The sequence below is a fragment of the Chryseobacterium cupriresistens genome (assembly GCF_046614675.1).
Classification (GTDB): Bacteria; Bacteroidota; Bacteroidia; order Flavobacteriales; family Weeksellaceae; genus Chryseobacterium; species Chryseobacterium cupriresistens.
The window spans coordinates 251,507-273,772 of record NZ_JBKKJT010000001.1 but is presented as its reverse complement, the minus strand read 5'-3'; the positions used below and the strand labels follow the sequence as shown (position 1 = coordinate 273,772).

The 22,266-nt window shown below is 35.4% G+C and carries 14 protein-coding genes; 6 read left to right on the top strand and 8 right to left on the bottom strand.

The genetic code is table 11. The annotated features are described in order from the left end of the window. The first annotated feature begins 442 nt into the window (after positions 1–442). The gene (locus ACLI50_RS01320) at positions 443–2,755 is read left to right on the top strand and encodes an AAA domain-containing protein (protein WP_411412980.1); all 2,313 of its coding nucleotides are present in this window, start codon (positions 443–445) and stop codon (positions 2,753–2,755) included. 286 nt (positions 2,756–3,041) lie between these two features. On the opposite strand, the gene ACLI50_RS01315 is transcribed toward ACLI50_RS01320, so the two are convergent. From ACLI50_RS01315 to ACLI50_RS01280, 8 genes are all read right to left on the bottom strand, one after another. Next, positions 3,042–3,521 (bottom strand): SMI1/KNR4 family protein, encoded by a 480-nt coding sequence (locus ACLI50_RS01315; protein ID WP_411412979.1) that lies wholly within the window; start codon positions 3,519–3,521, stop codon positions 3,042–3,044. A gap of 1 nt (position 3,522) precedes the next feature. After that, the gene (locus ACLI50_RS01310; protein ID WP_411412978.1) at positions 3,523–7,446 is read right to left on the bottom strand and encodes a DUF6443 domain-containing protein; all 3,924 of its coding nucleotides are present in this window, start codon (positions 7,444–7,446) and stop codon (positions 3,523–3,525) included. After that, on the bottom strand, positions 7,430–10,522 hold the full coding sequence (locus ACLI50_RS01305) for a hypothetical protein (protein WP_411412977.1): 3,093 nt from the start codon (positions 10,520–10,522) through the stop codon (positions 7,430–7,432). Before ACLI50_RS01305 ends, ACLI50_RS01310 begins: the two co-directional genes overlap by 17 nt. A gap of 2 nt (positions 10,523–10,524) precedes the next feature. Further along, positions 10,525–12,075, bottom strand: a complete 1,551-nt coding sequence (locus tag ACLI50_RS01300; RefSeq protein ID WP_411412976.1) for a T9SS type A sorting domain-containing protein — start codon at positions 12,073–12,075, stop codon at positions 10,525–10,527. A gap of 311 nt (positions 12,076–12,386) precedes the next feature. After that, positions 12,387–14,468 (bottom strand): type IA DNA topoisomerase, encoded by a 2,082-nt coding sequence (locus tag ACLI50_RS01295; RefSeq protein WP_411412975.1) that lies wholly within the window; start codon positions 14,466–14,468, stop codon positions 12,387–12,389. A 20-nt stretch (positions 14,469–14,488) separates the two neighbouring features. After that, positions 14,489–15,937: a DUF3945 domain-containing protein gene (locus ACLI50_RS01290; RefSeq protein ID WP_411412974.1), complete on the bottom strand. Its 1,449-nt coding sequence runs from the start codon at positions 15,935–15,937 to the stop codon at positions 14,489–14,491. Positions 15,938–16,035: 98 nt separating this feature from the next. Then, positions 16,036–16,317: a helix-turn-helix domain-containing protein gene (locus tag ACLI50_RS01285; RefSeq protein WP_209785568.1), complete on the bottom strand. Its 282-nt coding sequence runs from the start codon at positions 16,315–16,317 to the stop codon at positions 16,036–16,038. Positions 16,318–16,723: 406 nt separating this feature from the next. After that, positions 16,724–17,980, bottom strand: a complete 1,257-nt coding sequence (locus ACLI50_RS01280; RefSeq protein WP_411412973.1) for a tyrosine-type recombinase/integrase — start codon at positions 17,978–17,980, stop codon at positions 16,724–16,726. A 754-nt stretch (positions 17,981–18,734) separates the two neighbouring features. Here ACLI50_RS01280 and ACLI50_RS01275 point away from each other — a divergent pair. From ACLI50_RS01275 to ACLI50_RS01255, 5 genes are all read left to right on the top strand, one after another. Further along, complete coding sequence (locus ACLI50_RS01275; RefSeq protein WP_411412972.1) at positions 18,735–19,490, top strand: phage tail-like protein; 756 nt, start codon at positions 18,735–18,737, stop codon at positions 19,488–19,490. A 9-nt stretch (positions 19,491–19,499) separates the two neighbouring features. Then, complete coding sequence (locus tag ACLI50_RS01270; protein ID WP_142716686.1) at positions 19,500–20,258, top strand: phage tail-like protein; 759 nt, start codon at positions 19,500–19,502, stop codon at positions 20,256–20,258. Positions 20,259–20,260: 2 nt separating this feature from the next. Next, positions 20,261–21,058 (top strand): phage tail-like protein, encoded by a 798-nt coding sequence (locus ACLI50_RS01265; RefSeq protein WP_142716685.1) that lies wholly within the window; start codon positions 20,261–20,263, stop codon positions 21,056–21,058. 292 nt (positions 21,059–21,350) lie between these two features. Continuing rightward, entirely contained in the window at positions 21,351–21,785 is a 435-nt protein-coding gene (locus ACLI50_RS01260; protein ID WP_411412971.1) for a transposase, read from the top strand. Next, positions 21,775–22,137 (top strand): helix-turn-helix domain-containing protein, encoded by a 363-nt coding sequence (locus ACLI50_RS01255; RefSeq protein WP_228451460.1) that lies wholly within the window; start codon positions 21,775–21,777, stop codon positions 22,135–22,137. The genes ACLI50_RS01260 and ACLI50_RS01255 overlap by 11 nt, the downstream gene beginning before the upstream one ends. The last annotated feature ends 129 nt before the right edge of the window (positions 22,138–22,266 follow it).

The window sequence follows — 22,266 nt, the reverse complement described above, 5'->3', positions numbered from 1 at the left end:
TTGTGAGAGCCTATACAAGAATGCGCTTAGGCCGTTTAGAAAATGTTATCCAACACTGCAGGTCTAGACCTGGTCAGCACAGAAATTAGAAGCAAAGTTTCATTACTTTGCTTCTTTTTTTTATTCCAATTTAGTTGACAGCTTATTTTAAGCAAACTTCTATTCGGTAACCGATCACTATATTTGTTAATAATTAATAACCAATGTACACAAACAGGCTCAAAAATCTTAAATCACAAGCTATTTACATAGACAACAAAGACAAGACCGATGAAATAGAATCTTATTCTTTTGAGGGTAATAAGTGTGTAGTGGTATATAAAAGTAGTGGTAAAGCCTATTCTTATCCTCAACATAGAATTAAGATGGTGAGATCTGCTATTCAAAGTGAGAGAGCAGGAAATATTTTTCTTATCTGAAGGCGATTGCAGAAAGCGTTGGCTTGAAGACCGAGGAAGGCAATAATATTCTTGCTAATAGCTATGGGAGTATCCGTTTTATTCCTGAGACTTCTATTCTTTACAATTATCTTAATGAGAAAGAACCTAGTAAAAATAACCACGCCTCTCCTATTGACATCTTTCCTTTTGGTTTTAATTTGAGTCAGAGAATGGGAGTTGACAATGCGTTTTCAAATCCTTTAAGTGTTATTGAAGGTCCTCCGGGAACAGGAAAGACCCAGACTATTCTAAATATTATTGCCAATGCAGTGATGAATAATCAGAGTGTGGCTGTTGTTTCAAGCAATAATTCGGCAACAAAAAATGTTTTTGAGAAATTGGAGAGCAATGGGGTTTCTTTTATAGCGGCATTGCTAGGAAGCAGTCAGAATAAAAAAGAATTTATCGATGCTCAGACTGAAATACCTGATCTATCAGATTTTAGATTAAAGGAAGAACAGGAACAATCTCTTATACAGTCTACTTCCTTTCTTTTTATTGAACTTGCAGAAAAGTTGGAAGTAAAGAATGAATTAGCTTTGCTTGCCCTGGAAATAGATAAAATACAAACAGAGCATCAGCATTTTACGGATGATATCGCTTTGGCAACTGAAATCTGTTTTAAAAAGAATGTCAGCTCCGATCAGTTGCTTTCTTTATGGATAACATTGGAAGACTATGAGAAAGCAGGTAAGAGATTTTACTGGTGGCGCAAACTGATATTCCCTTTTCTGTACGGGGTGAGAGATAAGATTTTTTATACCTTATCGTATGAAGAAATGATCAGAATTGTCCAGTCAAAATACTATGAGGTAAAAATTTCAGAGCTTAGTCTCAGAAAGCAGGAGCTGCAAAATACGTTACAGCATTTTTCCTTCCATGATAAAATGAAAGAATATACGGAAGGATCGATGCAGCTGTTTAAAAACAAACTCTACCAAAAATATAAAGGAGAAAAACGCTCAGAATATACCGAATGGGATCTTCGTTTTAAATCAGAGGGATTTATTAAAGATTACCCTATCATTATGAGTACGACCTACTCATTAAGAAGAAGCCTTGCTGAAAATGTGGTCTACGATTATGTGATTGTTGATGAATCTTCGCAGGTGGATCTTGCAACGGGTGTACTCGCATTATCCTGCGCAAAACAGGCCGTCATTGTGGGAGATTTAAAACAGCTTCCCAATGTCGTGGATTCTGAAACAGCAGAAAATACCGATCAGATCTTTAAGAACTATGATATACCGGAACCTTATCGTTATTCCAGTCATAGCCTGCTTTCTTCCGTGACAGAAATATTTCCGAAGGTACCTAAAACACTGTTAAAGGAACATTATCGCTGTCACCCTAAAATCATTGATTTTTGTAACCGTAAGTTTTATAACGATCAGTTGATCATTCTTTCGGAAGGACAGACAGAAAGAGAGCCTTTATTAGTCTACAAAACAACTGAAGGCAATCATGCCCGGCAAAGAGAGAATCAGCGACAGATTGATGTAATTATCCAGGAAATCATTCCACAGCAAAAGCTGGAGTGTGTGAATTTGGGAATTGTTACACCATACCGTAGTCAAACCTTAGCACTGCAAAGAACCTTTCAGGGAACAGATATCAAAGCCGATACGGTAGATAAATTTCAGGGAAGAGAAAATGATGTAATCATTCTCTCTACAGTAGATAATGAAATCTCACAATTCACCGACAACCCGAACCGCCTGAATGTAGCCATTTCCAGAGCTAAAGATCAGCTGATTTTATTGGTGAATGAAAATGAAAATGACAATAACATCTCAGATCTGATCCGTTATATTGATTACAACAATTTCAAGACCATTAACAGTGAGATACATTCAATTTTTGATTATCTGTACAAAGGATATGAAGAAAAAAGAAGAGCGCTTTTATCGGAACAAAAAAAGAAATCTGTTTTCGACAGTGAGAATCTAATGTATGCGTTAATCAGGGAAGTATTGTCCAACGATCAATTTTCAAAATTTGGTGTTATTATCCATTATCCATTAAGAAATTTACTATTGGATTTTTCCAGATTAAATCCTGAAGAAGAAAAATATGCTAGACATCATGCCACACATCTTGATTTTCTGATTTATAACAAGTTGGGAAAAAATCCTGTATTAGCCATAGAAGTGGATGGATATGAATACCATAAACTGGAAAGTCGACAAGCCGAAAGAGATCGTATGAAGAATGAGATTTTAGATAAGTATAAGATTCCTTTAGTAAGATTTTCTACGACGGGAAGTGGGGAGAAAGAGAAGCTGATCAAAGCTTTAAGAAAGCTGCAATCGTAAGATGTAAGAGACTATTGAAAACCTTTCTTTGGTAAATTCATATCTTATCCGTCATACCTACCACCTTTTTTAAGATGTAACACCTTAAACTCTAAACTGTAATTTTTCAGATCTTTTTCATATTATTAAAGGCAAAGGGTATAAGAATCGTGTCCTAAAAAAGGTAGCAACTTAATGTTGATAATATTTCAAACTTTTAAACAAATAAATAGTTATAAAAAAATAAACCCCTCTGAAGCGAGGGGTTTATTTTTACTAATTTGCACAACAAAATGCAGAATAATATTTATATGAAAATCTCTTCTTGATTGTTAAGATAAATATCTGTAAAATCTTCAAAACTATTAGCAACTACTTTATATTCTTCTCCACAAAAAGTAAAAATGCGATTTGTCGAAGGTAAAGTATCAAATAGTTCTATTCCAAAAGAGTAAAGATTGAATTCATAATTTCCAAAAATAAAGACATTCTTAAGTTTTTGAAAATCCAATCTATGATATTCTGGTATTCCGTCCCAATCTTTAAATTCATTAAATACAGTATTGATCCTTTCAATACTATAAAATTCATATAAATTATCTAATGGACTACCATTACTACCATTTATTAACATAAAATATTGCTTGAGATCTGAAGGTATTAATACCTTATTGTTATTTTCAAATTCTTGTATTTGAAAATTATTGGCGGTTGTAAAATTATCTACCCCTTCATGTTCAAAATGATCTCTAAATAAAATCAATCGCTTTTCTTCTTTATCTTCCATATTATTTTAAGGCTTTATTAATCATTTCTAGTCTTTGAACTTGAACTTTAAGAGCTGTTTCAGTAGCTTTACCAGCGGGAGCTCCTCCAGTCCCATTAATTATCCTCGTGGCCAATTCTTTGTAGGCTTGTAAAGCTTTTTTACTAACCATTTCTTTCCCTCCAGATTTGAAAAAAACGTTCATTTCAGTAGAATAACCTTTTACTACAACTTGTAATTCTTTAAAGCCTATTTTTTTTAAATTATGTACGAATAATTTTTCAGTCAAAATTCTTGTTCCTGCTTTTCCACCTACTCCGCCAATAAAGTATGATCCTACTTCTGCTCCGGTTTTAAGTTCATTATCTAGTACTGGATTATATTCTTTATGTTCTACAAAATAATCATCATCACCTCCTGCTAACCCATTCAACCAATTTAAAGCTACACTTCCAACATTAGTAGTATTTTTATGATACTTCTTTCCATCAATAGTGATAATTTCCTTAAGTGCGTCCTCTTCAGTCATACCCGCGGGTATAGATCCTGCCTTTCTTGCATTTTTCTTTTTAGGGTCGTCCTCACCACCTTCAAAAGTACCATTTCCATTGTTTGTCCAAGTACTGGAACCTGAAGTATTATCCCACATTTCTTGTAAAGAACTAACAGATAACATTCCATCTGGATCAATAAAGTGTATAGGATTATTATAGGCGTAATGATATGGTGTCCATTTTCTCGAAACTTCAGCAAGTGGATCAACTACACCCCATCTACCAAGGTCAGACAGATACATTCTCGCCCCGAAATCATGCCAGCCTGTTTCCTGCATTTCCTTTCCTCCAAACTTATAGTTATAATAGCTTCCAAAGTTTGAATAATTTGATCCTCCAATATGGTTTAACCCAAATGGATAATAATTATTAACATCCATTGTCTGAACTACCCCGGCATTATTCTTTCCAAAACTTACTCTTACATTCCCTAAATGATCCTTATAACTGTAAATATAACGGTTTTCTGCAAAACTGTAAAACCCTTCCGAAGTATCTACAAAATCTAACTTCCAAGCTGCACTAGGAGGAAATACAGGTTTAAATGTTGAATAAGCCTGCTCTTCATAGGCTGTTTCTGTTTTACATGTGATGCAGATCCCACCATCATCTTCATATGAATATTGAAACCCATCCAAATAATCCGTCATGCGAATTGTTGGTAGCCCCATATGAGCTTGCTGACTATATGTTTTACGAAGTTTCACTCCATCAGCACGATACAAATGACTTATATTGGTTGTGCTTATATTTCCAACAGGATTAGTAAACTGCATACTAATTGAAGCAGCCAGATTCATATGATTATAAACAATGGATTGGATTCCCTTATCCTTCATATCGGTCATATTTCCATTGAGGTCATAGCCAATAATATTGTTTCCGCCTTCATATCCTGATGGATTGGGTGAGTTTTCTACCACCTGATTCAGACGATTTCCTGTGTATTTATACTCAAGATCATCTACCTGAGTTGCTGTAGTTCCTGATACAGGATAAGCATTCCTTTTCAAGGTCATAATATTTCCATTTAAATCATAAGTCAGATTTTCATTGAAATTATTATTATAAGGGTTAGTAGCTCCTGGTTCTGAATAGATGGCATCTTTCAGCCTGTTAAGAGGATCATAAGTATAAGAGTACCTTTTCAGAGCACCCTCTGAAGCGTTTCTCCAATCTACTTCTGTAATATTTCCATTATATCTTCCCGAAGACAAGTTGGTATACACAGGATTGTTATATCTGACCTCATACCCAAATAGTTTCCCATTCAAAGCCGATGGATCATTGATCTTGGTCAGCCACCCTCTAACATTGTATTGGAAATCTACAGATTGTAATGGATTCGCAAGATCCGTCCCACCTACTTTTTTATTGGTAATCTGAGAAATTTCGTTATAGGTATTTTGGGCTAAAATCTCTGTTGGGTTGCTATCTACCTGATGTTTTTGTACCAATAACCTGTTTTGGTTATCATATTCAAACATTTCTGTGATGACTCTTTCAGTATCAGTATCTAATCGTTTATGCTTTGTTACAGTCTGCTTCGTAACCCCTGCAAAATCAAGTTTGGATTCAATATGGGTATACCCCCCCAGATGATTGATAGAATGATTTCCAATTACTCTTCCTTTTTTATCATAATAGGTATAATCTTTCGACCAGCTATCGTCATCAATATTCTTTACTAAGCTAAGGACAGGTAGACTTTTTGTACTTAACCCTTCTGCGCTAGGAATAGCATTTAGTGTAGGCTCTCCTAAAATATCCGTTGGAAAAGCAGGATTAAAAGTATATCCTGCAGGATAGGAATCATAATAATTAATGCTTAATACCTGTGCCAGACTTCCCGGAAGCGCCCTATTTGTATAATAAATTGGCATTGCACTTACGGTAAAGGAGTTGGCACTTCTTATCTCAAAGGTATAAGCAGATCCTGTGATAGTGGTCTGTAGAGATTGTCTTGTACCCGTATTATTGGTTATAGCTGTAAATGCAACTCTTCCAAACTGATCATATTTGGTTACAAGCCATTTACCCTGAGCTTTAAGATTCGCATCCTGGCTCATCACCAATTGATCGGCCTTATTATAGATCATATATTCCCATCCTTTCCCTGGAACCCTTTTTTCTACCAATCTGTTCTTCTTATCATATTTGTATTGATAACACAAATTATCAAGAGTTACATCAGGAAATAAACCGGTGGCCAAGCTTTTAACTTCATCTGAAGCTAGAGGAGGTATCACATAAGTAAGGTTTCCATAAATATCGTAAACATAATAGGTGTCAGCTTTCTTTCCATCTACATATTTTCTTTGTAAGATAGTTTTTCCCTCATTATTAATGAATTCTTCTGATGTATTGTTGTTTCCACTTGTAGGGGTCCAATTTTCATCCTTGGTCACTTTTTTTATTAAGTTTCCTGCGTTATAATTGGAACTGAATAATAATTTAGGATTATAAATATCCTGAGTAAATGTCAGTTCAACATTATATTTTTTTACTTCGTCAGATGTCAAATTTACATCATCAGTAAATTTTATTTCATGTCCACTGTTTTTCTGCCAAACTGTTCCAGGTGCTGACTGCATCAAAACTCTGTTTAACGGAGAGGCTTCAAAGACTTTTTCTGAGAATGCAGGCTCACCATTATAAAAAGATGATGCTAAACCTGACAACACCGCAGCATCAACCAAAAGACCATTATTTTGTGCAGTCGGAACAGGTAAAAAATCTTTCGATTTCCTACCAAAGTTATCATATTCAAAAAGAGTCACCAAATCCTTCCCTAAAGGTGTTGCTTCCTTGGCAACGCTCTGCAACTCCCTTCCCAAACCATCATAGTACACAATGGAAGTCTTTTTCTTCCCGGAATCTCCCAGGTCTGTAAGATAACTTACCGACATTACCTTATTCTGTGAAGTCCAGTTAGAAAGATATGTTGAAATATCTGTAGGGATGGAAACCGGAGTCGTTAAATTCACAGATATAGTTCCCGAAAACCCTGTTAAAGAAACAGGACTGGTATGATAAATGGCCAGTTGATTATCCACAATGAAAAACCGGTACCCTTTACCAGCAAAAAAATTTCCTGCCGGAATAGGAATTTCTGTATTGGGAAGCGTTCCCGCATAATCAGTTGGTGCTATTTTACCTTGTTTTAAAGTGGTTTCCGTAAAGCCAGCACTGAAACTAAGACTAAGCACATTATTGGTGATACTCAATGTTACCCCACCACCACCACCATTGGAGTAGGTGGTAAGCAGATTCCAATTGTAAGATTTAGAATAATTCGAAAATTGAGCTTTGATTATTGAGGTACTAAAGACAAGTATCAATAATACAATTTTATATGTTGATTTCATCAGATTATCAGTTTTTAATTTCATAAGTATAACTCTTTACAAGTTTTCCATTCTGATCCTTTACATTCATCAATCGTCCAATATTATCATAGTTATAATATTCAATCACACCTGATGAATTCATAATACTGCTAACCCCAAACTCATTCTTATAAGTGTACAGCGTACAAAGATGATTAGGCAGAGCGTTGATGATATTTGCTTGTTGCTGAAGTATTTGGGTATAATCAGGTGAAATTACATTAAGCAGAGGCTTAAGTGTTGCCAAATATCCTAAAACAGTACTTTCATCTGTAATTTCAACACCTTCTATCTTCAATATCGGATATTTATTATCGTAACCATAATAATAGTAGGTATAGTTTCCAGTTGGTAGGTGTGCCTTTAAAATATGTCCGTCAGTATCATATTTATCAACGATCAACTTTTCGTCAAGTGCATTATTGCCCTTAGCTTCCGATACTTTTTGAGGAAATATTCGGGAAGCCACAGCAGTTCCATTGGCAGCTACAGTAGATACAAGTGCGTAGTCTGTCTTCGTTTTGTTTAACAGCTCCTGGTTGGCAAGTTTACTGGCTTCCACAACAGGGTATTCTCGTCGACTGACCATGGCAGTATATGGATCAGTACCATTTTTATCAAAAGAATATAGATAATTATCCGATATTGATTTTCCATTAGTATCTACATATGATTTACTCTTCAGGAAATTATCTCCAAAGTTTCCATAATCTATAAAATTATTGCTTTCGGATTTCTCAAAAAACTGCCCTCCACTTCCATAAGTCCTGGTCTTTTTTGAAGTCAGGTTAAAGTCAGAATAATATAATTCATAAGCGGTTCCGGCAATAACATATTCCAGAGTCTGCCCATTAGATCCTGGACAAGCAAGAAAAAATTTACCACTTAGGCCTCTTGCTGCTTGAGGAGAGGTTTCACTATAAGTGAAAATTTCTTCTTTTAAAAGACTATTAGCTGAGTTATAATACTTCTTCTCTTTCGGAAGACCTCTTTTATAGCCAAACTCCGTATGGGGATCAAAAATGGAATTATTCTGGCCTAGTTTTCCACTATTGGGTAAATTTGGAAAGTCTGAATAATTAGTAAAATTATTAACTGTATATCCATTATTCTCTGTTTTTTCAACCACTGTTGAATACTCAATCTGGGGTCCCATCAAGTTGGAAAGCTGTACTACAGATCCTATACTGAACTGGGTTTGATAGTAAGGAATACCATTTTCAGTAGGGATAAGAAAATTCTTTACGCAATATACATTTTTTTGAAGAAGTATTCCAGAAGATATTGAGGAATTCGCATCAACGGTGTAACTGTACTCTTTTACAATCTTATTTTGTGAATCACTAAAATCAGACATTTTCTTTATCCTTACCCCTCCGATAATTCCACTTCCAGAAACCAGACTGCTGTTTGAATCAAGATACTTGGAATACGTATGAGGCTCATATTCAAACATGGTATAGCCTTTCAAAGGATACGTAATTTTTGATAATGTTCCAAAATATACTTTTGCAGGATCTGTTTCCCTTGAAGGTTCATGAATTGTTGGCGAATTATAATCCAGAGAAAAAGGAGTAGACTTGTAATATCCGAAATGGTCTACATTAGTCGAAAGCAGACCTGGAAGCTGATTAAAGTTATTGTATTCAAAGCTATGATTAAATTGATTGTCAACAGTCAGTTTTTCCAGCTTCAATCTCTCAGTGGGAATATTATTATAACTGAAAGAAACCTGTTTTAAGACATTATTTTGGCTGTCTCTTGCTACAAAACCATCTAATTTCCTCCATTTCAATGCATTGATATACGAGTCAAAGTGTCCTGATGTTACGTTGGGATTTGGGGTAACTCCATTCTGTAATCTTTTGATATAATAGAACATCGCATTTTCATGATCTCCCGGTAAAGCAAAACCAGCCAGATAGCTTAAGACATTAGAGAAAGCATTATCCAGAGTAGGATCTCCATTATTATATCTGTATTTCAATGAATTGGTAACTGATGATGCAAAATTGATCGTTGTTGAAGATTTTGTCGTAATGGATTTCAAATAGGTAGGAACGATAAGTTGTCCAGCAGCAACGACCTGATTGCTTATGCTGCTTCCACCACTACACCCCACCCCCGGGACGAATATATTACCATCAAACTGTTTACTATATCCGCTAAACGAATTCGTATTATAAAAAGATGCCATATAGTCACCTCTTTCATATTCAAAGGAATAAATCTTTGTTCCTTCTTTATCATACACTTCTGACAGATACCAGGCATTTGCAATAACCGGATTAACCAGTTGATTATAAAAATCGGGAATGGTATATTCTATATTATCCTGTATACCTCCAAATATATATTTATTGCCCTGATCATCAATCATTGTAATTTTACCAAGAACCTTTAAAAATGGCCTTTGATTGAAATTATTGGTAGCAGGAAAGTTCATTGGGGTAATCTTATCATTCATATTGATCTCCACCTTCATATTATCTTTGGATGATACTTTCCATACTCCATCAGAGCCTAAAAAGAACTTCCCAACATGTCCCATGAAATTGAAAATAAAAATATCAGGTTCCAGATCTGCTGCTGGAAAATCAGCATTGGTTGCCCCTCCATTTTTTATGACCGTTGTCATATTACTAACACTATTCCACTGGCTCCCGTTAAGTGCTGGAGTATAGTAATAATAACCGCTTGCTATTCCCCACTGGCTGGAACCCATGGGAACATCATTGGTGTATTTTTCGTCAAATGAAGTTCCTTTAACCACTCTCGCAATCACACCGCCTGCATTGAATGTCCAGTTTTGTCCAACCCATCCCGGAGTATCCCCTACTCTCACCCCACCTGTATCATAGCTTACACTTATATCTAATGGAATACCATTTTCATTTAGGGAATATAAAGGTATGTTCACATTAGCTCTCCCAGAGGAGAGATCCATTGGGATATCACCATACTTTCCTAGAGAAGCAGCATTAGGAGATTGTATATTTTTGGGTAGTTGTAATGTTTGTGCCCATATCGAAACATTGGATATCAATGGCAATGCCATTAGTAAAAATATCTTTTTCATTCTTATTTCTTAATTAACTTTGCATTCGCCGTTTTATTCGTATCAGTTTTTATAGTCACCAAATATGCTCCCTGAACCAAAGCCTGGGTATTGATTTTTGTCACTCTGTTCTTAGTTTTTATATTTTGAAGCTGTCTTCCACTCATATCATACAACCAAATATCTGCATTCTTAAAATCGAAACCGATTTCTACATAAGCATAATCAGATACAGGGTTTGGATAAATCTTGATATCATATTGAGGAAGAAGCTCAGTTACTTGCTTGTCTCCTAATTTTACAATCTTCCAGTTTTCTTTACCCAGCTCTTCTGCACTGGTTCCTGCCAGAATAATAGAACCATCTCTGTTGAGCTTTAAATCTGAAAGTCTTTCTTCCTTCTTTCTGGATTCTCCACCCACGTGTTTTCTCCACTGCTCATTTCCATTCTGATCAAGATACAGCATCCAGAAGGTTTCATCATCAGTTTCTATTCTTCCCTCAGCCTGAGTATAGCCACCTAGTAAGATTCCCTTAGAAGATTTATCATCTGTTGAATGAAGAACACTCATACTCATCAGAATGTCTCTATTTTTGAAATTGTAAGATTTCTGCCACTGCTCATCACCTTTTTCATTTAAAGAAATCAACCATAAGTCTGTACCCTCTTCTAATCCGACAGTTTTGTTTCCTGACCTTTCTGATCTGGATTCACCACCAATGATAAAGCCATTTGATGTCAAGGCTAACGTTCTGATATGATCATCATCTTTTCCTCCAAAGTTTTTCTCCCATTCTACTTTTCCGTTCTTGTCTAGTTTCACAATCCAGTAGTCGCCCTCACCAAAGTTTTCCGTCTGTTTACCCGTCTTATCTCCACTTACAACTCCACTTCTGGAGTAAATTCCCATCAATGCCCCGCCGTCTTTCGTTGGGATCATCTTTTCAACTTCATCAAGTCCGCGTCCTCCCAATGTTTGTTCAGATAATATTTTCCCATCTTTGTCGAGTCTTACAATCCAGACGTCCTTAAAACCATAACCTTTAGAGGAATTTTGTACATTCCCCGCAACAAAGAATCCCTGATCTATAGTCTGGATAACTGCTTTAGCTTCTTCATTCGAAGAGGTACCTAATGTTTTCTGCCACAATTCATCACCAAATTCATTGATCCGAATGAGCCAAATGTCTGAGCCTCCCTTAGAATTTTCTTTTTTATCAAGTCCTTTTTGTGAATATGACGTCCCAGAAATCACAAAACCACCGTCCTGGGTAGTGACAGTTGAAGATAAATAGTCGTGATTATTTCCTGATAAATATTTCTCGAAAACCTGTTCTCCCTGCTGATTCAATTTTATCAGGCGAAAGTCATAACCATTGTTTTGCTTGCTGTTTTGTTGGAGTTTATCCGTTTGGATACTGCTTCCTGTAATAAGGTATTGCCCATCAATGGTAGTAGTAACCTGGCTTAAAAAATCCTGTGAATTGGACTTTATGTCTTTCTGCCAGAGTACCTCCTGAGCAAATATCCCCATAGTACATAAGAATAATGCACCCATGTAGAGTTTTTTCATGCTTAAATTGTAATTAACGTTAATGAATAGTGATTTATAATCGTGTATATTAGAAATACACAAACTGTATAGTATAATTATTGTTCATGGTTATGTTTTTAATGCCTGCAAAATTAAAGATTTTAAAAGTTTCGCTCAAAGGAAATTTATTAACATTCTTGAATAAGACAAAGATATATCGGCAAAACGACAAAATATGTCGTATTATATTTTTGCTAAAAAAGTATATTTTAATAAGTTTTTATACCTCCTATGGAATAGGAGGTCTTTATTTGGTGGAGTTGTCTTTTTGAATTCTGAAATGATTCTTTTTACTTAAGAAACAGAAATGAAGTTCCAAAATCTCCTTTTAAAATTATAAATGCATCAAAATTTTTACCGTTTTTACTCTTCATATTTTTGATTAATGATGTTTTGTTTTGAGTTAATAGTAAAGTAAGATCTTTACTACTGAGTTGTATTCCGCATATAGTTCTGAAGAAAATCCAGTTGCACTTCTCATCGGGACATTTTACGATTTTATCTTTGATAATAAGATGATGCTGTTGACATTTAGGGCATTTCAATTGTGGGGTGTTTTCTTGGGGAATATGGAGTGATAAGAGTTCGTTGGTGATTTCAGTTGTATAGTGTTGGATGTCATTGATGAATTGAGTTTTATTGAGTTCACCTTTTTCAATTCTATCCAATGCTATTTCCCACTCTGCGGTCATTTGGACATTGGCTATTTTTTTGTCTTTGACAAGGTTGAAAACCTGTAAGCCTTTATCGGTGGGATGTAGAGTTTTGCTTTTCCTGAAAATATAGTTTCTGCTGAGCAGCGTTTCAATAATAGAAGCTCTGGTAGCCGGGGTTCCGATGCCGATATTGGAGAGGGCTTTTTGTTCTTCTTTATTTTCAATAGATCTACCCGCATTTTCCATCGCTGATAAAAGGTCAGCTTCTGTGAAAAGTTTGGGAGGTTGCGTAGTTTTTTCTAGTAGTTCTGTTTTTGAGATTTTGAGCTCATCTCCGGTTTTGAATTCCGGAAGTTCAGTAAGGACTTCATTTTTATTATCGGAGTTTTCATTGTCAGATAGAATTCCTTTGATGGCTCTCCAGCCTTTCTCTAGGATTGTAGAGCCTTTGATCTGGAATTCATAATGATGGACTTTTATCTGGATTTGGGTGACTTGCTTTGTACAGGTGTGGGATAGGGATTCCAATAATCGGTAAGCAATCATCTCGTAAATGGCTTTTTCCGTAGTGCAAAGTGCAGAAGGTGTTTTAGTGGTTATGAGTAATCCGTGATGATCGGTAACTTTTAGATCATTGACTATTCTCTTGTTGAAGTTTCCAAATTTTAGATGGGTTATGGCTGCTTTGAAGGGTTCGGTCTGATTCAGTATTCTGACCAGCTCAGGAATATCACTCCATACATCTTCAGGAATATACTTGCTGCCGGTTCTGGGGTAAGTGATGAACTGTTTCTCATAGAGGCTTTGGGCTGTTTGTAAAACCTCATCAGCAGAAAGCCCCAGTTTCCTGTTGGCTTCTTTCTGTAATTCCGTGAGGTCGAAAAGTAATGGAGATTGCTCCTGTACTGTTTTAACAGATACATCTTCTACAATAGCTCTACCCTCCCGCTCTATGGATTTTTGGATTTGTTCTGCCTGCTTTTTTTCTTCCCAATGTAATAACGAAAGGCTGGTAAAATCTGTATATTCTTTTCTGTGGCTCAGCTGGATTTGAAAGTACTTTTGCTTGGTGAAGTTTTGATTTTGTAGGAATCTTTGACAGATTATAGCAAGGGTTGGTGTTTGTACTCTGCCTAATGAATAAACATCTTGGTTTCCTGCGATGGTTAATGCCTGAGTCGCATTGATTCCTACCAGCCAGTCCGCTTCACTTCTGGCTTTAGCTGCTTGATACAAACCGTCAAAGGCATCGCCTGGCTGAAGATTTTTAAAACCATCCTGTATTGCTTTTTCTGTCAGGGAACTGATCCAGAGTCTTTCAAAAGGTTTGTTGCATTGTAGGTAATGATAGATATAACGGAAGATCAGCTCTCCTTCCCTTCCTGCATCTGTGGCGACAATAATACTGCTACATTGCTTGATGACTTGTTGTATGGTGTTGAGTTGTTTTAAAGCGGAAGGATCAGGCTCATAGCCGTTGGGTTTCTTTAGTTTTTTGGGAGTTAGAATAAAAGGGTTGGGAAAGATAGGCAAAGAGGCTTTGTTAAAGCCTCTTATACCATAATCTTCCGGCATTCCTAATGCGATCAGATGTCCCAATGCCCAAGTGACACAGTATCCGTTACCGGATAGATAATTATCTTTTTTTTCATGGGCTCCTAATAATTGTGCGATTTCTCTTGCGACACTCGGTTTTTCTGCGATGATTGCTTTCATATGATGGATTTAGATAGTTATTATAGTTTGGATCCTCTTGGCTTTCTAACCTTTTTTTGCTGGTCTTCCTGCTGTTTATTGGCAGGGTGCTGCTGTTTTGATTCTAAAGGCTCCTTCACATTTTTAGTAGCTTCATTGGTTTTACCTTGGGTGTTAACCGCAGTTTGGGTCTTATGATCTTCTGTAGGCTTTGCCTCTTCTTTAAGTTTATTAGGATGAGTGAATGAAAAGTCGGTTTTGGAAGTCTCTTTGTTGAAGGTAATATAACCTTGATAGGCTTTACCTTTAGCATCGGTAAGACCGTCAACGTACACGGTTTGCCCAGCTTTGAATTTTTCATACTGTGAATCATCCAGTTCTTTTCCCCTGAATACTTTGGGTGCTTCTTGATCCGTAGATTGAGTTTGCTGTTGATTGTGTTGTTGTCTTTGTTGCGGTGTCTGATTATTATTGAACAGAAATTCCACATACCGCTTATCCGCATTGAATTGTACGGTGGCATCGAAAAGTTCACCTTTTTTAGAGGTCATGCCTTCAAGATACAATGGTCTTCCTTCCAGTAGGGTTTGTTTCTGATGTTCATCAAGCTGTATTCCTTTGATTTCATCAGGAATTTTCATATACTCTGCCCGATGGGCAACCAGTTCATTGGTTAAACGGTCACGGCTGATGACAGATGGAATAATTTCATCTGTTTTAGGATTGACCAAATCTACTACCCTGCCCATATTCCCGGTTTCTCTAAGGTTCTTTTTGTCTTCATCACTGAACTGATGACCCAGAAATTTATTATTGAGACTGGGCTCTTTTCGGATTCCATGCAGATGAACGGCAACCTGTCCTGTATCTCCTGTTTGAAGAGATAATCGGACATCCATCTTACTGACCGCCGTTCCCAGATTAATAGTGATGGGAATTAGTGTATTGGTTTTAAAACCTCTGAGTAATGCATCCATGGCATTCATTTTTTCAAGCTTCTCCTGATTAAGTCCGAATTTTTCCATCGTTTTCCAGTCGATCTGTTCCGGCTGAAAACGGTACTCCTGATTGTCGGTGTTGTTGTCCATTGTATTTTTATTTTTTGGATTGTTGTTGTGTTGAGGTAAAACTTCATAGTCTTTCAGCTTTTCTTTTTCTTCAGGTGATGCCTGATCAACATATTTTTGAAGATCCTTAGCGGTATTAACAGCATCATATTCTGAAACTTTAAAAAAGTTGAAATGCGTGGGATTTTTAAGCTGCCGATAAAAATTGGAAAAGAAGTTAGAGAATAGATCACCGTGCTTATCTACTCTGATCAGCGGCTCATTATCCTTTTTTTCTTGTGGAGGAACTTTTTGAAGATTACCTTCTTTATCAATTCCTTTAACCATCTCAATCTGATTGGTATGAATGTTCAGAACAAGGAGTGTATCTGTTGCCGGTTTGAGTTCATTGGATTCCTGAGGGGTTATCAATTCATTTTCCATTGTATTTCATTTAATGGAACCAAGGTATGGGCTCAATTAAGAAAATCCTGAAGATTGGAATGGTGATGAATAATTTGGCTGTGGATGTCTTGTTACTATCAAGAGTTCAAACATTCTCTGATCAATTGATGGACATCCGAAAGCTTATAGTACAGCTTTCCGCTGATGGTATAATAAGGCAGCTTTTTATCAGTCCGGTACCGCTGTAATGATCGGGAACTTATTTTTAAAAGCTGTAAAACATCCTGGTTATCCAGAAGCTGTTCCCCGTCTATTTCTATAAATCTGGACTGGTTCTTAATCATTTGCTCTTTCAGTAGGTCAAATCTTTCCATGATTCTCTCCATCCAGGCTATAAATTCTGTTCTTTCGATATTCATAACTGTGATTTTTATGATTGTTGGTGATATAAAATTGAACAACAGAAATCATATAAAATCACTAGTTTTTCGTAGTAACGAAAAGATTTTGTTTTTTTAATGTTAAAATTTATTACCAGAATCTAATTATATGACAATGAAAGCCTCGTGAATAGATAAGAAAAAGAAGGTTTTGAAAAAGGCTTAAGAGTGGTTAAAAAAATAAGATAGCCTGTCAGTCCCCAGCATGAAACTTCATGTGGGGTTATAGTTTTATTCTTCTCAATTTATATACACCTGTGAACCAGAAATGATAATATTGAAAAATCAGTAATCAATAAGACATGTTAAACCGTCTGCAAGTAAAACGTTGATTAGATTGCTGTAAATATTAAATTAAAGAAGATTGCTTCCTCCAATTATTGAGTTAACTGGCGGCCATGCCTCCAAAATAACTTTCCTTATATGTTTTGTCAAAATAGTTACCCAAACTGATAGTATGGCTTTCATCAACAGGATTAATATATTTCATAAACATCTGCTCTGTAGTATGTCCGGTTGCCTGCATTAGTAAAGGAGTGGGAATTTTCCCATAAAAGTTGGTTGCAAAACTTCTCCGCCCAATATGACTGGTGAGTGCTTCCCATTTTTCAACTATTAATTTTTTTACCCTGTGCCCTACACGTTTTACCGCATTTACAGACTCATTGAGCTGAGCAATCCGGCCAATTTGTTTAATATGGTTATTGTATTTCGTAGCGGAAAGTTTTGGGGGGAAATTATTTTTATACCGTTTAATAATTTCTAAAACAACTGGATGTATGGGCAGCAGGATCTCTTTTTTTGTTTTTTGCTGGATGAAAGAAATACACACCCGGTCATTCACTTTCTTCATTTGATCTGAATTAAATTTCATAAAATCTGAGACTCTCTGACCGGTATAGCAACTTATAAGAAGCCAGTCTTTGGCAGCCTGCAGCTCCCTTGGGACTTTAACCTTGTCTATTTTCATCACTTCCTTTTCAGTAAGATTTATGACGATTCTGTTTTGCCTCTCCCGTCTTATATCCAATTCCCTGACAGCAGTTCTTATACCCTTTCTTTCAGCGAAGTTTAGAATTGTTTTAATAAAATGAATAGTTCTGTATATAGTGTTCTCACTGTAAGCCTCTTCCTTTCCAAAAGAAATAAATCTTCTGATAAAATCTCCATCCATACTATTTACGTACAGTCTCTTAGCTGTAAAACCTTCAAACCTCTCAATAAAGTTAAAAAATACTTTATATCTTTTATAAGTTGACTGGCAAATGTATTCTTGTTTTGAGGAAATATACATATTGATAAAACAAAGCAGTGAATCTTTTGGATAATCCTCTTTCTCTTTACTGCAGAGATTTTTTATTTCTTTGAACAGATATCTTTGTGAAGAAAGTTTTCCCTTAGACTGATCTTCTTCAATACACTCTGCTAACCGTATTTTCAGAGCATCCAGCTTAGTATTAATTTTTTTATAGCACTTCAGGTAAATATTATTGGGACGTTGTTTTTTACTGTCCCAATCTTCCTGGCAGATTCTCAGCGGAGTTTTGAAATTGAAGAGCGGCTGACCCGATTGATTTTCAATTTTTAAATGAATAGATTCTTTTGCCAATCCACGATCAGAAATGAAAAATTTAAAAGTCATTGCTAGAAATATTAGGTTAATTTCCAGCTAATATAAATCAAAAGGTAGTCCTGTTTAGACTACCTTTCACTTACAAATATATAATAAATATTTTACTAGGCAAACAAAATTAACTTTTTGCGTATTAATATTTTAACTGGATTAAGAATGTTTTTTGTTAAAAATTATACATTATCACAAACAACCAACATAATTCAATTACAACAATTGTTCATTTATTAATAAACTAATATGCAGATATATATCATAAAAAAAAGTCTAAACAGGACTACTTTATGTAAACACACATGAAATTAACACAACAACCTAAAAAAATGGAAAAATTTTTATTATTAAATCCCCGACTCTGGCCGATAGAGTCTTCTCAAACTGAAATGAATGTCTCCATTCCAAATCTTATTTGGATGAAAAAAAACTATAAGCTTATTTGGGACAGTATTAGCTAAATACATACACACTTACCAACACGCTTCATTCACTTAATAAATATTATTTATAAGTTTTTACTGTGGCGGGCGCGTTGCTCTACAGCTTTTGCCCGCCAATTTTTTAGAAATAATGAAAACATATTAATAACATACAATTTATAAAATTTCCCAAAAAAAGTGATTTAATTATAATATTTAAGCCCCTTCTGGTTTCCCTCAAATATGCCACTATTACACTACACAGGTGATGAGAAAGAAAGGGGCTTAATTTTTATATGTGAATGGCACATTATGTAACAAAATCAATCTTTTATAAAAATAGGATTATGAAAAAAAAACTTATTTTAATCTTGGCTATTAATAGCCTCAGTATTAGCGCACAGCAAGGAGGAGTTGGCATTGGGACTACAAACCCGGACCCATCCGCTGCTCTGGATATAACTGCTGCCAATAAAGGGATTCAACTTCCACTCGTTGCACTCACTTCTACTCTAGACATAACAACAGTTGCCAATCCTAAAACAGGATTTATTGTTTACAACACAGCTGCAGCCGGAACAGGGAATACTTCTGTTACCAAAGGTCTTTATGCCTATAATGGAACGGTATGGGAAAAAATGTGGTCGAAACAGGAGGTAAAAACTGAAGTTGCAAAAATTCCATTTATAACCCCTGTTTTTGCGGCAAGTAATATAGCTGCTTCAGGTAGTATTGCTGCCGGCACAATCACAAATCTCACCTTTAATACTTTATACAAGGATTCTCCAGCAGGGGCACAAGGAGGCCCTGCTTATACTGGATACAGAATTCAAAGTGCTGGTGGCTATGTAATTTCCTTTAATGTGGATCTAAGAAATGTCTCCGGAGACACGAATGGAGGGGCAATGGTTTATGTACAAAAAAACGGAGGCAATATATGCAGCTACGGAACAGATAAACGATATCAATTCGGAGGTGTATCAAGTACCTGCAGTGTAAAACTGGTAGCCAATGACCTCATAACATTCAGCGTACAGTCTTCTAATGCCGCATATCAGATTACCAACCCTAATGTTTCCATTTCCAAAATATCAAATAATTAAATCAATCTTATGAAATCAAAACTTCTCATCTTATTTCTGGGATTAATGGCCATTATGAATAATGCCCAGATGGTGATAGGATCAGCCAATGTTTCACAATCAGCCATTTTAAAACTCGATTCAAATAATAAAGCCCTAAGGGTTCCAAGCTTATCCGTGACAGATAATGCTGATGCAGCAAGCCCTATTGCCTCTCCGGCAACAGGGGTAATGTTTTATAATACAAATTCAAACACTGCCAGCGATATCATCAAAGGAATAACCTATTGGGGAAGTGATAATAAATATCACCATCAGGCAAATACAGCATCAACTGATGATATTATTGCGGCTGCAAATATTCCTTTGTTAATATTCAGTGCTGCTGTTGGTCAAAAAGCCACTGTCCCTATAGGATCAGCTGGAGGAGGTGCTTTCACCACTCTTACCCTTACTCCTTCGGAAATTCTTGTCGATAAGTATGCCGGATGGAACAGTAGCACAAGCCAGTATAAAATCTCTTCTACAGGAATATATATGCTTGAGTTTATTACCGAAATGTCAAATATAGGAAATAATGGAGGAACTACTACTCATGATATATTAAAAGGGACTACTTCACTTGTCAGTGCATTTGGAAGGGATAACTTAATCAACAACAGGATGTACACTACCATAATCAGCACCCAGAACTTAATTTTAAATGATCTTATGACTTTTAAATATATCTATACCGCCAATAACTATAGAATTGAATCCGGAACAATCAACATTTATAAATATCAGTAATTATGAAAAAACAAATTATCTATATATTATACCTGCTGTTTATTTCTTGCAGCATATCGATAAAGTCTCAGGTAGGCATAGGATTAAACAATCCTGATACCAGTACAATACTGGATGTATATAGTACCAATAAAGGATTACTAATTCCAAGAGTCCAATTACTGGGAACTGATGATATCACTACAATTTCTGTAACATCCTCAACAAACTCGCCGGAACAAGGCACTTTGGTATATAATCTTTTGAACAGTGGTACCTCTCCCAATAATGTATTCCAGGATACATTTTATATTTGGACAGGTACCCAATGGGAAAGCATTGGAGAGACCGCCGATGTTCATACAGAAATAAACAATAATAATCTGACCAAGGTTTTATTTGCCGGAAAACCGGCAGTGGTCGCTGCAACCTATACAATGCCTAACTATTCAGCCTGGACTACAATGAATTTTACAACAGAAAGTGTGGACATAGGAAATATTCATAGTGGTGGAACATTTACAGTGCCAGCAACGGGCCTGTACTCATTTTTTGGAGATGTCTCTTTACGATTATCAAGTACTAATGGTAACTCTAAGGCATTTGGGGCCCGGATTTTTAACAGTACAACCTCTACAGTATTGGCTATTTCATATTATGGAACAGGGGCAGGAGGTGCACAAGGAGATATGCCATTGTATTGGATGGGTAACTTAACCGCCGGGGACCAAATTCAGGTCCAATACAGAATGAGAGCAGATAACTCAAGTACATTGTCTACAGCCACTGTTTCCAGTATAACTGTAAGAAAACATTTTTAAAATAATCTTAATCATTACAATTTTCCTTTGGAATCTTAAAAACACAAATTAATCATAAATAATATGTAAACAGACCTAAAATTCATTCATTATTTGCATTAGCCCTGGAAATAGAGTGTGGATTAATGAAATCGTTTCAATCAAACATATTTTAATTAGAATGAAAGGTAAAATGAGAGCATAGGATAGATTTATTTGATAGAAACGGGAAAATTTAGATATGCTCACAATTAAAATTAATTGAAATGTTGATGTCAGGCATGTTTTATTAGTTAATAAATAACTGTAAATAATGAATTTTAAAAAGATATACATAGGGAAAATGATTAAAGAAAAAGTTATAGAAAATGAGATAGATATATCTCGTATCTGTAACTTTTTCAAATTTTCGGTAGGAGAAATTGAAAAAATGTACGAAGCCCAAAGTTTGGACTGCGAAATCCTTTTGCAGTGGAGCAAGCTTTTGGAATATGATTTTTTTAGAATATACTCCCAGCATTTGATTCTGTATTCTCCCTCATCTAAAGGGAAAGTAAAAACATTAACAACAAAATCTTCCCTTCCAAAATTCCGGAAAAATATTTATACCAAAGAAATAATAGATTTTATTATTGAGCAGATAGAGGCTGGAGAAATAACAAGAAATCACGTAATTGAAAGGTATAGAATTCCCAAAACAACTTTATTTAAATGGATTAATAAATATAAATCCAGTAATGAAAAATAAAATCCAAATTATGATTTCAAAAAAAACTACTCCAAATTATAAACAGATTTATACTGATATAATCAAGACTAAGTTTCCAGAAAAAAAGGAAAAATGTATTTCCCTGCTTAATAAAGCTGATTTATCCCAAATAGATATTATAGAACTCAACAATATAATTTTTGAGAAGAAGGATAAAGAAATAGAAAAATTTAATCAGAGACTTCGTTCTTATGATCTCGTTTCAATTCAAAAGATTCTTGATTATCAGAAGAAATACAAATATAGTAACAGCCAATTGGCATACCATTTTGGATTAAGCCGAAATACAGTTACAAAATGGAAAAAAATGATTTCTAAACATCATGTTTAAGTGTAGTAGACTATTAAATTTTATTTTTAAGCACATCAGCTTCTTTCCTGAGCATAAGGTAAACTTAACGGGATTATTTAACTTTAAATTAAAAATATTTATATTAGCAGTATCCCACATTATGGGATT